13 protein-coding genes are annotated in these 12904 nt (G+C 61.4%); 6 read left to right on the top strand and 7 right to left on the bottom strand.

Annotation, left to right across the window (positions count from 1 at the left end; translation table 11 throughout):
- Positions 1 to 26: 26 nt before the first annotated feature.
- The gene (locus tag ACXAG8_RS10620; RefSeq protein ID WP_475223936.1) at positions 27 to 305 is read left to right on the top strand and encodes a DUF1294 domain-containing protein; all 279 of its coding nucleotides are present in this window, start codon (positions 27 to 29) and stop codon (positions 303 to 305) included.
- Positions 306 to 330: 25 nt separating this feature from the next.
- Here ACXAG8_RS10620 and ACXAG8_RS10615 read toward each other — a convergent pair whose 3' ends face one another.
- Positions 331 to 783 (bottom strand): GAF domain-containing protein, encoded by a 453-nt coding sequence (locus ACXAG8_RS10615; RefSeq protein ID WP_475223934.1) that lies wholly within the window; start codon positions 781 to 783, stop codon positions 331 to 333.
- Positions 784 to 861: 78 nt separating this feature from the next.
- Positions 862 to 2034, bottom strand: coding sequence for a thiolase family protein (locus ACXAG8_RS10610; protein WP_475223931.1), 1173 nt, complete (start codon positions 2032 to 2034; stop codon positions 862 to 864).
- A 100-nt stretch (positions 2035 to 2134) separates the two neighbouring features.
- Between ACXAG8_RS10610 and ACXAG8_RS10605 the strand changes: the two genes are divergently transcribed.
- From ACXAG8_RS10605 to ACXAG8_RS10595, 3 genes are all read left to right on the top strand, one after another.
- Positions 2135 to 2473 carry an STAS domain-containing protein gene (locus ACXAG8_RS10605; RefSeq protein WP_475223926.1) on the top strand — a complete coding sequence of 113 codons (339 nt, stop codon included), beginning with the start codon at positions 2135 to 2137 and terminating at the stop codon, positions 2471 to 2473.
- A gap of 22 nt (positions 2474 to 2495) precedes the next feature.
- On the top strand, positions 2496 to 2945 hold the full coding sequence (locus tag ACXAG8_RS10600; protein ID WP_475223924.1) for an ATP-binding protein: 450 nt from the start codon (positions 2496 to 2498) through the stop codon (positions 2943 to 2945).
- A gap of 201 nt (positions 2946 to 3146) precedes the next feature.
- Positions 3147 to 4724 (top strand): gamma-glutamyltransferase family protein, encoded by a 1578-nt coding sequence (locus ACXAG8_RS10595; protein WP_475223922.1) that lies wholly within the window; start codon positions 3147 to 3149, stop codon positions 4722 to 4724.
- 26 nt (positions 4725 to 4750) lie between these two features.
- Here the strand turns inward: ACXAG8_RS10595 and hspQ are convergent, their stop codons facing one another.
- Complete coding sequence (gene hspQ, locus ACXAG8_RS10590; RefSeq protein WP_475224154.1) at positions 4751 to 5077, bottom strand: heat shock protein HspQ; 327 nt, start codon at positions 5075 to 5077, stop codon at positions 4751 to 4753.
- Between the two features lie 80 nt (positions 5078 to 5157).
- Here hspQ and ACXAG8_RS10585 point away from each other — a divergent pair, with 80 nt between their 5' ends.
- Positions 5158 to 6039 carry an AEC family transporter gene (locus tag ACXAG8_RS10585; RefSeq protein ID WP_475223920.1) on the top strand — a complete coding sequence of 294 codons (882 nt, stop codon included), beginning with the start codon at positions 5158 to 5160 and terminating at the stop codon, positions 6037 to 6039.
- Positions 6040 to 6111: 72 nt separating this feature from the next.
- Positions 6112 to 6693 carry a transglycosylase SLT domain-containing protein gene (locus tag ACXAG8_RS10580; protein WP_475223918.1) on the top strand — a complete coding sequence of 194 codons (582 nt, stop codon included), beginning with the start codon at positions 6112 to 6114 and terminating at the stop codon, positions 6691 to 6693.
- Positions 6694 to 6715: 22 nt separating this feature from the next.
- Here the strand turns inward: ACXAG8_RS10580 and ACXAG8_RS10575 are convergent, their stop codons facing one another.
- The 4 genes from ACXAG8_RS10575 to ACXAG8_RS10560 form a co-directional block, all read right to left on the bottom strand.
- A complete protein-coding gene (locus tag ACXAG8_RS10575; RefSeq protein ID WP_475223914.1) occupies positions 6716 to 7312 on the bottom strand; it encodes a LolA family protein in 597 nt (198 codons plus the stop codon).
- A 40-nt stretch (positions 7313 to 7352) separates the two neighbouring features.
- A complete protein-coding gene (locus ACXAG8_RS10570) occupies positions 7353 to 10268 on the bottom strand; it encodes a DNA translocase FtsK (RefSeq protein WP_475223912.1) in 2916 nt (971 codons plus the stop codon).
- Positions 10269 to 10282: 14 nt separating this feature from the next.
- Positions 10283 to 11464: an aminotransferase class I/II-fold pyridoxal phosphate-dependent enzyme gene (locus ACXAG8_RS10565; protein WP_475223910.1), complete on the bottom strand. Its 1182-nt coding sequence runs from the start codon at positions 11462 to 11464 to the stop codon at positions 10283 to 10285.
- Positions 11465 to 11573: 109 nt separating this feature from the next.
- Positions 11574 to 12902 (bottom strand): amidase, encoded by a 1329-nt coding sequence (locus ACXAG8_RS10560; protein ID WP_475223908.1) that lies wholly within the window; start codon positions 12900 to 12902, stop codon positions 11574 to 11576.
- Positions 12903 to 12904: the final 2 nt, after the last annotated feature.

Raw genomic sequence — 12904 nt, 5'->3', positions numbered from 1 at the left:
GGCCTCCGCTTCGGTATCGCGGACCCATGTGGTTTGCCGTGGCCTATCTTTGGGGGATCAACCTGCTGGCTTTGCTGGCTTTTGGCTGGGGCGCGTCGCGCGCGCGCCGACGCAGGCGCAAGATCCCGGAACGCAGGATGTTATGGCTGGCCATTCTGGGCGGCAGCCCCGGCGCGCTGCTTGGGTGTTGGATTTTCCGGGTCAAGACCCGCAGCCGCGGACCGGTTGCCTGGTTGCTGGCCATCGCCGCGGCCCAAGCGAGCCTTGGGTATCTTTTGCTGTCGGGGGCTGTGACCGCGCCCTAGGCGCAGCGGCGGGCGCCTGCCCTGTCTATTGCCCGAAGACCTGATCCAGAATGTCACCCAGCGCTGTGGCGTCTTCGGCGTTGAATGCATCCGGCTGATCGCTGTCGATATCGAACACAGCAATCAAGTCTCCGTCCCGGTTGCGCACCGGCAGGACAAGTTCGGACCGGGTCGATGTCGCACAGGCGATATGGCCCGGAAACGCGTCGACATCCGGAACCAACTGCACCTCGCCCGAGCGTGCCGCGGCACCGCAGACACCGCGTCCGAACGGAATGGTCAGGCAACCGTGACCGCCCTGATAGGGGCCGATCTTCAAAAGCTCGGGCGCGGTGACACGGTAAAAACCGGTCCAGTCGAACCTGTCGTCGGCGTGATGCACCTCGCAGGTTACGGTGGCCATCAGGGCAACCACGTCGGTTTCATCTTCGGTCAACGCGGCCACGGTCTTGGCCAACACCCGGTAATCAGCTTTCATCCTGGGGTATCCTGATGCACCTTCGCCAAGGTTCTGCCCCCGGCCGCGCTGCCGGGATAAATCGAAACCGATGCCCGGTCAAACCCGTTCGATTGCAATCGCGGTGCCCTCGCCCCCGCCGATGCAGATCGCCGCAACACCGCGCTTGAGGTCGCGCTTTTCCAGCGCGTTCAACAGGGTGACCATGATCCGCGCGCCAGAGGCCCCGATCGGGTGCCCCAAGGCACAAGCGCCTCCGTTGACGTTCACCTTGTCCCGCGGCAGGCCCATTTCATGCATGAACGCCATCGGCACCACGGCAAAGGCCTCGTTGACTTCCCACAGGTCCACGTCATCCTTGTGCCACCCGATGCGCGCCAACAGCTTTTGCGCAGCAGGCACCGGCGCAGTGGTGAACAGACCCGGAGCCTGCGCATGGCTTGCATGGCCAAGAATGCGCGCCCGCACTGTCAGGCCCTGCGCCTGCGCGGCCTCGGCCGAGGCCAGAACCAACGCCGCAGCCCCGTCGGAAATAGAAGAGGAATTGGCCGCCGTAACGGTCCCATCTTTGCGGAACGCCGGTTTCAGCGTCGGAATTTTCTCGGGCCGCGCCGATTTGGGCTGCTCGTCAGCGTCAATGTCGACGGACCCCTTGCGGGTGCGCACTGTCACTGCGGTGATCTCGCCGTCAAACGCCCCGCTTTCTTGGGCCGCCAGCGCATTCGACAGCGACTGCAACGCGTATTCATCCTGCGCTTCGCGGGTGAACTGATACGATTCGGCGCAATCCTCGGCAAAACTGCCCATCAGGCGGCCCTTGTCATAGGCATCCTCAAGGCCATCGAGGAACATGTGATCAACCACCTGCCCGTGACCGATCCGCGCGCCGCCGCGCATTTTCGGCAACAGATACGGGGCGTTGGTCATGCTTTCCATGCCACCGGCGGCGATCGTGTCGGCCTGGCCCAGCGCGATCTGGTCAAAGGCCAGCATTGCGGCCTTCATCCCCGAACCGCACATCTTGTTCAGCGTGGTCGCGGGCACATCCTCGGACAGCCCCGCGGCAAATCCTGCCTGACGTGCAGGCGCCTGACCCTGCCCTGCCGGCAACACGCAACCCATCAGAACCTCATCGACGCTTTGGGTTCCGGCCCCCTGCAAGGCGGCCCGAATCGCGGCCCCGCCCAGATCGGCCGCCGCCACACCGTCAAACATGCCTTGAAAGCCCCCCATGGGCGTGCGCGCCGCCCCTGCGATCACCACCTCTTTCATCTGACACTCCTCCTGTTTTCCCTGCCTTGGATACAGAATGGTAAGATTTCCCGTCTAGCGTATTTCTACGAAGCAATTTCAATTCCGGAGGGCGCGCTTGATGGCCCTGACTAGCACGACAACGGGTTCGACCCAGGTAATCACGGTTCACGCGGACAGGATCGATGCGGCCATGGCCATCCAGTTCAAGGAAGACATGCGCACCCAGACAGAAACCGATGCGTCACGGGTCGTTCTGGATATATCTCTGGTGGAATTCATTGATTCCAGCGGCTTGGGGGCCATCGTCGCCTCGATGAAGCAACTGGGCGGCGACCGGGTTCTTGATCTGGCCGGGTTGCATCCGGTGGTCGAAAAGGTGTTCCGCCTGACCAGAATGGACACGGTGTTTCGCCTGTTCCCCTCTTTGGACGACGCGCTGTCGACCGGCGCGGACTGACAACCGGCAGGAGTGTGCAGGCGTGACCCGCTTTTGTGACAATGGTTGCCTTGAGCTGAGCTTCCCCGCCGCCGAGGCGGATGCAAGCAGCGGTATCGCGACCCTCAGCGCACGGCTGACAGAACACGGGCTGCCCCTACACAGGGCCGGTGACGTGAAAATTGCGCTGGCCGAAGCGATCAACAACGTTGTCGAACATGCCTATTCAGATGTTGCGCCCGCCGCGGTGCAAGTGACCTGCTGTTTGTGCAAGGACACGTTGAAGGTTCTTATTTCTGACACCGGCAAACCCTTGCCCGGTCTTCAGGCGCCCGACGGGATACCATCGGAAATAGGAACCACCATCCAGGACCTGCCCGAGGGCGGGTTCGGCTGGTTCCTGATCCGCGAACTGACCCGTGAAATCCGGTACCAGCGGCGGTGCGGTCAGAACCAGCTGACATTGCTGTTCGACCTGCGCGACCCACGCTAACTGGCCACAATAACGCCCAGATCGGACCATTGTCGCGCCGCAATGGACCCTCATACAGACAGGGTAGCTCAGATAGCTTCCCTCGGCGCCATGTGTCACAGCCCCCACCCAGTGAACGGCGCCGAGGACCTCCCCCCCCGATACGACTGGACATTGCCCTGACGCCGCCTAATGTCAGGCTGTTCCAAGGGGATCCTGACAATGCGAGATTTTCACAGGCCGGGCCGGTCCGAGGTGTTGGCAACGCAAGGGATGTGCGCAACCTCTCATCCGCTGGCAGCCAAGGTGGCACTGGATATTCTGACCGACGGCGGCAACGCCATGGACGCCGCCATCGCCGGAGCGGTTCTTTTGGGCATTTGCGAGCCTCAGATGACCGGGATCGGCGGGGATTGTTTTGTTCTGTACAACCGCGCCGGAGAAGACGAGGTGCGCGGCCTGAACGGGTCGGGCCGGGCCCCGGCGGCGGCCGACGCGCAGATGCTGCGCGACCGCGGCCTGACCGCTGTTCCGCTGCATGGCCCCGAAGCGGTTACAATCCCCGGTGCCGTCGACGCATTCTGCCACCTGGCCCAGACCGAAGGGCGGCTGGGCCTTGCGGCGCTGTTGCAACCGGCAATCCACTATGCCGAGGAAGGCGTCCCCGTCGCGCCACGCGTGGCCTTCGACTGGGCCGATGACGCAAAGGTTTTGCAAGGCGCGGCCCGCCAGCATTTTCTGATCGACGGGCAGGCACCTCGTGTCGGGCAGATATTCCGGGCCCCGCAGCAGGCAGAGGTCCTGCGCCGCATCGCACGGCACGGGCGAGACGCGTTCTACACGGGCGAAATTGCCGACGACATGATTGCGGCCCTTGCGGAACGGGGCGGTGTTCATACTGACACGGATTTTGCCGATACCGAATGCACCCACACTGTGCCGATTGCCGGATCCTATAACGGTGTCGAACTGCTTGAGCATCCGCCAAACGGTCAGGGGGCCACTGCGATCCTGTTGCTTGGTATTCTGAAACAATTCGATCTGGAAAAGCTCGATCCCTTTGGCGCCGAACGCGTGCATATCGAAGCCGAGGCCGCCAAGCTGGCCTATGACGCGCGCAACCAGTTCATCGCGGACCCCGACATATCCGCGCGAACCGAGCAATTTCTTGCCCCCGAAACCGCCGCGCGCCTGGCTGACCTTATCGACCCGCGCCGGGTTATCCCCGCTGCGGCACCGCTGACAGAGGCCGTTCACAAAGACACGGTCTATATCACCGTTGTTGACCGGGACCGGATGTCGGTTTCGCTGATCTATTCGATCTATCACGGGTTCGGCTCGGGCATCGCATCCGACAAGTTTGGGATTTTGCTGCAAAACCGCGGCGCCGGGTTCACCTTGGAACCAGGGCATCCAAACCAATTGGGTGGTGGAAAACGCCCCATGCACACGATCATCCCCGGTATGCTGCGCGCCAATGGAAAAGTGGCGATGCCCTTTGGCGTCATGGGCGGGGCGTACCAGCCCGCAGGGCATGCGCGCCTGCTGACCAACCTTGTCGATTATGACCTGGGTTTGCAGCACAGCATTGATGCGCCGCGCGCCTTTGCCGACGGTGCGGTCCTGAAACTGGAAAGCGGTTTTGCGCCACAGGTCGGGAAACAATTGTCCGAATTAGGCCACACTGTTGTCACGCCTGACAGCCCGATCGGAGGGGCCCAGGCCATTCGAATCCGGCCAGACGGGGTTCTGCAAGGCGCCAGCGACCCCCGCAAGGACGGGTGCGCCCTGGGGTATTGACGCCCCTTCGGTGCGTCCGTGCCGGATCAGTTCAGCTGAAAATGCAACGGGTACGATCCGTCTTCGAAAGGACCGAACATGTTGGGAATATCCGGGTGGTCCACGGGCTCGCCAGACTGGTCAGCGATCAAATTTTGTTCAGAAACATAAGCCACATAGAAGGATTGATCGTTCTCGGCCAGCAAGTGATAGAACGGCTGATCCTTGATCGGACGGCTGTCTTCCGGGATCGCCTGATACCATTCTTCTGTGTTTGCAAATTCCGGGTCCACGTCAAAAATCACCCCTCGGAAGGGATGTTTTTTATGGCGAACCACCTGACCCAGGCGGTACTTGGCATGTGTCTTCAGCATTGTTTCAGCCCCCAAACCATTTACTACCTCTTTCCGAACCGGAATGCCAATCATTGATCTGAAAATCAGGGAAACAGTCTGTGAACCTCGTTCTAACAGTGTTTGAAATCGTCGCCCCCGTCTTTTTGTTGGCGGGGGTCGGATATGCCTGGGTCAGGCTGGGTTTCGAATACCGCCTGCAATTCGTGACCCGATTTGCCATGACCCTTGCGGTTCCTAGCCTGATTTTCGTGGCCCTGATGCAAACCGACATTCCCGGCGGCGAGCTGTCCCGCTTTACGCTGGCGGCGTTTTTGGTCAACGGGGCGCTGGCGGTTGGGTTCTGGCTGATCGCGCGGGGGGCGCATCTAGACCAGAGAACGTACCTGGCGCCGCTGATATTCGGAAATACCGGGAATGTGGGGATACCGATATGCATGTTCGCATTCGGGCAGGCCGGACTGGGATATGCGGTCGTGTTCCTGGCGGTCACGGCGTTGTTGTCATTCACCCTTGGCATCTATCTTGTGGCGGGCAAGGGGTCGATCACCAAGGTCATCCGGGAACCGATGGTCTGGGCGACCCTGCTGGGCGCACTGTTCCTGTGGCGCGGCTGGCAAACGCCCGTCTTTCTGACCAATACGCTGGACCTGCTGGGACAGATGGCCATCCCGCTGATGTTGATCACCCTGGGCGTCGCGATTGCCCGCCTGTCGACGCAAAAGCTGGGGCAGGCCGTTTGGCTGTCCCTTCTGAAACTTGTGGTCTGTTTCGCACTGGGATGGCTTTTGGCGCTGGCTTTCGGCCTGGACGATGTCGCCTTTGGCGTTCTTGTATTGCAGGCTTGCATGCCCGTGGCGGTCACCTCGTACCTATTGGCCGAACGCTTCGAGGCAGATGCTGATGCCGTTGCGGGCATGGTGATGGTCTCGACCGCGATGTCGGTTGGTGCGCTTTCGGTCATCCTGGCTATTGTTTTGTAACGAAAGTGATTTCCTCAAAGCTCAATCTGCGCTAGAATGCCGGAAAAAATCGGCCCGAGGCATACGAGGCACATGAGCAGACTTCTTTTCGTACTCTTCGGGGTGCTGCTTTTGGCATCCTGTGGGGGTGGGTCGCAACGCCCGCCCAGCAACCTGAACAACGCGTGCAGCATTGCGCGCGAACGCCCCGATTACATCAAGGCGTTCAAAAGCACCGAGCGTAAATGGGGCATTCCCGTTCACGTTCAGATGGCGACCATCTACCAGGAAAGCCGTTACAAGCACGACGCGCGCACGCCGCATAAATATGTGCTGGGCGTAATTCCTATGGGCCGCCAAAGCAGCGCCTATGGCTTCAGCCAGGCCCTAGATGGCACCTGGGAACAATACCAGCGCGAAACGGGGAAACGCCGCGCCAAGCGGGATCGCATCCGGGACGCGTCGGACTTCATGGGCTGGTACATGAACAAAAGCTATGAACGCAACGGAATCCACCCGGCGGACACGCGCAACCAGTATCTGGCCTATCACGAAGGCCACACCGGATATGCCCGCGGCAGCTATAACAGCAAGTCATGGCTTTTGAACGTTGCCAATGACGTAGACGCGCGCGCGCAGCGATACCAGGCGCAGCTGGCCAGCTGTCGCCACTGAGCCGGGACACAAAACGGGCGGATCAGCGGTCGTCTGATCCGCTGCGTGTTTTTTTCGAAAACAGGTTCTGGTTCAGGGTTCCGCCGGTGGTCAGGGGCCCCAACAGAACGGTTGTCTGCGTCCCTGCGTTATCGTGAATGACCCATTTCCGCAGCTCGATCGGGTCGCCTGTGAACATCAGTTCGATCCGGCCTGTTTCGGGGTTCTTTGGGTCTTGCGCGGTCACGACCGTTGCGGTGCCGTCAAAGTCATGCCCCACAACCATGTTGGCCTGACCCAAGTTGACGTTTCGGCTTAGCACCAGCGAAAGCGGTGTCCGCCTGAGCGGGTATTGTTCCGGCGGCTGGTTGGATTTCGGGTCAAAGATCATCACCGTACCCGCCTGGGCAAGGACCACGGCGCTGGTCGGTGGATCGTATTCGAAACGCATCTTGCCGGGCCGCTGAAGCCAGAGCTTTCCGGTGCTCAACGACCCGTCGTCATTGACCTGCGTGAACGTGGTCTGAACCGTCTTGAGCTGGTTCAGATAGTTCGAGATCGCGGACAGGGGCAGCTTTTCGGCAGCCCAGGCCGCCGGAGCAGCCAGGGTAAGGGCAAGGGCAAAGGCAATCTGTTTCATGACATTGCAGATATGCACTCTGCCCCCGTTTGGGAATGCCCTATTGTTCGGGCACCAGAATTTCGCGCTTGCCGACATGGTTGGCCGGCGAAACTACGCCTTCGTCTTCCATCTGTTCGACCAGGCGCGCGGCCTTGTTGTACCCGATGGCCAGTTTTCGCTGAATGTACGAGGTCGAGCATTTGCGATCCTTGATCACGATAGCCACCGCCTGATCATACAGCGCGTCTTCTCCGTTCGTGTTGCCACCGGTATTCAGGCCCAGGACGGCGTCGATATTGTCGGCCTTTTCATCTGCCGGGCCTTCGACAACACCCCCGACATAATCCGGCGGTCCGAACTGCTTGAGGTGGTTGACCACTTCTTCAACCTCTTCATCCGAGACAAACGGACCATGGCAGCGGGTGATCTTGGCGCCGCCCGCCATGTAAAGCATATCGCCCTGCCCCAGCAGCTGCTCGGCCCCCATTTCGCCCAGAATGGTCCGGCTGTCGACTTTCGAGGTCACCTGGAACGAAATCCGGGTTGGGAAGTTCGCCTTGATCGTGCCAGTGATCACGTCGACCGAGGGGCGCTGTGTCGCCATGATCAGGTGAATGCCCGAGGCCCGCGCCATTTGCGCCAGACGCTGGATGCAGGCTTCGATCTCTTTGCCTGCGACCATCATCAGGTCGGCCATTTCGTCGACGATGACAACGATATAGGGCATCGCCTTGGGTTCAAATTCTTCGGTTTCGAACATCGGCTCTCCGGTCTCGTCATCGAAACCGGTCTGGACCGTGCGGCTGAACATCTCGCCCTTGTCGAGCGCGTCCTTTACGCGACCATTGTAACCCGCGATGTTTCGCACGCCCATCTTGGACATTTTGCGATAGCGGTCCTCCATCTCGCCCACGACCCATTTCAGGGCGACAACCGCCTTTTTCGGGTCTGTCACAACCGGCGACAGCAGGTGAGGAATGCCATCATAGACGGATAGTTCCAGCATCTTGGGGTCGATCATGATCAGGCGGCATTCATCCGGCGTCAGCTTATAGAGCAGCGACAGGATCATCGTGTTGATGGCAACGGATTTACCCGACCCGGTGGTCCCCGCAATCAGCAGGTGAGGCATCTTGGCCAGGTTGGCCACGACGGATTCGCCACCGATATCCTTGCCCAGCGCCAGCGGCAGCGCCTGGTTGCCATCGCCAAAGTCCCGGCTGGCCAGAATCTCCCGCAGAACCACCATTTCGCGGTTCTCGTTGGGCAGTTCGATCCCGATTACCGAGCGGCCCGGCAAGGTCGAAACCCGTGCCGACAGCGCCGACATCGAGCGGGCGATGTCATCGGCCAGACCAATCACGCGGCTGGCTTTCAAACCCGGCGCGGGCTCAAGCTCGTACATCGTGACGACCGGACCGGGGCGCACGCTGACGATCTCGCCCTTGACGCCATAGTCATCCAGCACGTTTTCCAGCATGCGCGCGTTTTCTTCCAGCGCCTCATCGCTGAGGTGATGGCGCTGAATGGCCGACGGGTTGGACAACAAACCCAGCGGCGGCAATTCGAAATCCGAATGCCGTTCTTCAAAGGACAAGGCAGGCTGAGCCTCGGCCTGCGCCCGCCGTGACGGCAGGACATTGCGGCGCACGGGCTGGGCCACCACGGGCTTGCGCGGTTCGGCGGCGGGTATCTTCATTGCCTGCCGGGGGGTCTGGGGGTCTTCGAAGACGGCCTCGTCATCGTCGTCCGGTTCCTGCACCGCAGGCTGTGTGTCGGCGCGCGATTCCTGAACAGATGGGTCCTGCGGTTCGGTCCATTCCTGCACGTCAAGGGCCGACACTGTCGGTTCCGGCGGCAGGCTATCCGCGGTCAATGGCGGCTCGGGCGGCAGTTGCCCCGATTGCTGCGCGTTCAGGATCAGCGGATCAGGCCCGCGCCCGCGCCCCTTGGTCAGCGGGCGATCAGGGTCCGGAACCGGTGCCATTTCACCCGTCGCCACTTTGCGATTGCGCACGGCTGCGGAAATCTTGGACCGGATACGGTCCTCGCCCGGCATTTCGTCATACCCGTCCACCGGTTCGGGGTCGATCAGTTCGGCAACCGGCATCGGTTCGGGGCGGCGGATCAGGGCCGGCATGCGTGCCAGCAACCCTGTTTTGGCCGCCGGTTCCGGTGCAATAGGCTCCGGCTCTTCTTCGTAAAGATCGTCATAGGCCACTTCGTCATCGAAACTGGCCAGGGCAGGTTCGGTCCGGTCGGCCTTGCGCTCTTCCCACTGCGACCGCCGGTCACGGGCAGCACGGGCGGTTACGGCCGCGCCACGGCCCAGCATGGTCATCAAAAAGTCGTAGGACATGACAAGTCCCAGCAGGAACGAACGGAACCCGCGCTGAACGTCGGCCTTGGAAAAGCCCAGCACAAACAGGCCCAGCGCCAACATGCCCACGGCCATTGCCAGCGACATCAGCTTGACCACGAAATGGGAAGAAACCGGCAGAACCGTAAGCAATGCCCCCATTACGGTGTCGCCGAACAGGCCGCCCAAGCCAAAACTATGCGTCGCGCGCCATTCATCTCCGGGGACAAGCGTGGCGGCGTAGACCGACACGATCGCGATCCAGATCGGGGCAAAGATCAGGCGCGAAACGGCGCGGTCCTCGCCGAAATGTCCGGCAAAGCGAACGCCCCAGCCGATCAGGACCAGCGCAATGCTCCAACTGCCCCAGCCAACGATCATGAACAGGGGCGCCGCAAGAGATGCGCCAAAGCGGCCCATCCAGTTCTGCACCTGTGCGTCGGTCGACACCATCCAGTTCGGATCGTCCGGCGTGTAGGACCAGATCATGGCCGCCGAAGCCAGGCCCAGCAGGATCAGTGCGATGCCGATCAGTTCCTTGCTGCGCCGTTCGATTGCGGCCTGAGTGGTGCTGTCCAGCAATGGATCGCGGTTGCGCGCGTTGTAAGATGCCATTTTGCCCTCGTACCTCACGAATAGACACAGTCGCGAAGCGTTCTTAGCCCGCGCTGCATCTCTGTTTTTGGGGCCACCAACGCGACCCTGATAAATTCTTCGCCCGGGTTCTGGCCCGGATCACCTTGTGAAAGATATGCGCCGGGCAGGACACGGACACCGGTTTCCTGCCACAGCTTCAATGCCGTTTCTTCGCCGTTATCCACCGGCAGCCACAGAAAGAACCCCGCCTCGGGCGGCATATAGCCCTGAACATCGGCAAAGACCTGGTCTGCGATGGCGTATTTCTCTTGGTACAGGGCACGGTTTTCCGCCACATGCACCTCGTCGGACCAGACGCGCGCGGCGGCGGCCTGCAATGGCAGCGGCAACGGGGCCCCTGCATAATTGCGCAACTGCTTGACACGTTTGATCGTTTCGGGGCCGCCTGCAATCAGGCCCGATCGCAGCCCGGCAAGGTTCGACCGTTTGGACAGCGAGTTGAACAGCGTGATCCGCTCGGGATCGGCGCCCAGCTCTTTCGCCACGGTCAGAACACCGGTGGGGGCCGTGTCGCGATAAATCTCGGAATAGCATTCATCGGCAAAGATGCGGAAATCGTATTTCTCGGCCAGCCCGATCAGATCGGCCCAGTAATCGCGCGATGCAACCGCACCCTGCGGATTGGCAGGCGAACAGATATAGGCCACGGCGGTGCGGTTCAGCACGTCCTCGGGCAGTCCGGCATAGTCGGGCAAATGCCCGGTGGCCGCTGTTGCCGGTACAAAAACAGGCTGCGCCCCAACCGAGATCGAAGCCACCATATAGACCTGATAGAACGGGTTCGGGCACAGGATGACCGGCTGCTGGCCGTTCTTCTGTTCCGGGCACAGCGCCATCGCCGCGTTATACAGCCCCTCGCGCGTGCCGTTGAGGGCCATGATGCTGGTGTCGGGGTCCATCTCGACGCCATAACGTCGGTTGATCCAGCCGGAAATGGCCGCGCGCAAGTCCGGCGACCCCTCGTTCGGCGGGTATCCCTGAAACCCGGCCGCGTTTTCCATGATGACATCCGTCACCCATGCCGGAAAGGCGTGTTTGGGCTCTCCGATGGTCATGTGAATAACGTCACCGCCCGGCTTGTGATGGTCAAGCAAGGCGCGCAAACGCGGGAATGCATAGGCCGGTAGGTCCGAAAACCGCTCGGGGAAATTCATAACAACTGCCTCAATACCGGGATCATTTTCGCCCCGTTTGCCAGACAGGTTACAGATCGCACACCGCTTCGTCCAGACAAAGAGGTTCCGAATCAGGGGATTGTGGCATTCAGGCCAAAGCTGCCTCGGCGGCGGAACCCAGCCGCAACAGCGCCTCTTCCGAACCCGGATACCCCATCATCATAAGGCCGCAACCAGCGGTTCCCGTCGGCAGGGTCAGCGCGGCCAGCCCCATCAGGTTGCCGATGCGTGTATTGCGCAGCGCCAGCAGGTTTTCGGTCACATAATATGCCTCATCACTCATCAGGCGGTCCAGGTTGGGGGGCATGATGGGTGCAGTGGGGGCCAAAACGGCATCGAAACCGGCTGTGGCTGCGTCCCACGCGCTCCGGCAGGCCTTCAGCCGGGACCACGCTGCGATATATTCGTGACCCGGCACATCACGACCGGCGCGGAAACGTTTGAGGATTTCGGGATACATGACATCGGGGTTGGCTTCGATCACATCCCGCCACAGGCCATAGGCCTCGGTCGTGTAAAGAACACCGGAAAGCCCCATGGCCACGGTCAGTTCAGGGACGTCGAGGGGAACGATCTCGGCCCCTGCGTCTGACAGGCGAAGCAGCGCCTCATCATAAGCGCGTTTTGGTGCATCCCGCAGGTCGTCCTGCGCCACGGTTTGCAAGTCGGCAAACCGCCTGCCCTTCAGGCTTGCGCCACGCAGATCCGCCGGGCTGCCCGCTTCGAGCAGGGCCAGCATATGCGCCGCATCTTCGACCGAACGCGCAAGCGGCCCCACGGTATCAAACCGCAGGCACAGCGGCACGGTGCCTTCCAGGCTGACGCGGCCGGCGGTGGTTTTCAATCCAACCAGATCATTCCAGGCCGACGGGATGCGCACCGACCCCCCGGTATCCGAGCCAATTCCGCAGGCGGCCAACCCCCAGGCAACAGATGCCGCAGCACCCGAAGATGACCCGCCGGGGACCGCGTCCTGGTCATTGATGCAGGGGGGCGTGCTGGTGATCGGGTTCAATCCAAGCCCTGAAAAGGCCAGCTCGCTCATATGGGTCTTGCCAAGGCAGACCGCCCCCAGCGAGGTGGCATTGCGCAAGACCGCCGCATCAGCATCCGGCACCCGGCCCTTCAACAGATCGGACCCGGCCTGGGTCTCGATCCCTGCCGTGTCGAACAGGTCTTTCCAACTGATCGGCACCCCGTCCAGAAGTGAGCGGCGCAACCCCAGCCCGGCCCGTTCGCTGGCGGCTTGTGCCTCGGCTCGCGCCCGGTCGTGGGTCACCCTGACGTAGATCCTGTCGCGATGGGGATGGTCGTCGATGGCCGCAAGGTAGGTTTCCGTCAGATCAACCGGGTCGATCTGCCCCATGCCGATACCGCGCCCCAGATCACACGCCGTCATGGTCAACCAGTCCTGCATCG

This window comes from Ruegeria sp. ABD4_443 (genome assembly GCF_056160865.1).
Note: the sequence above shows the minus strand (reverse complement) of the source record. Positions and strands in the feature narration are given on the sequence as shown.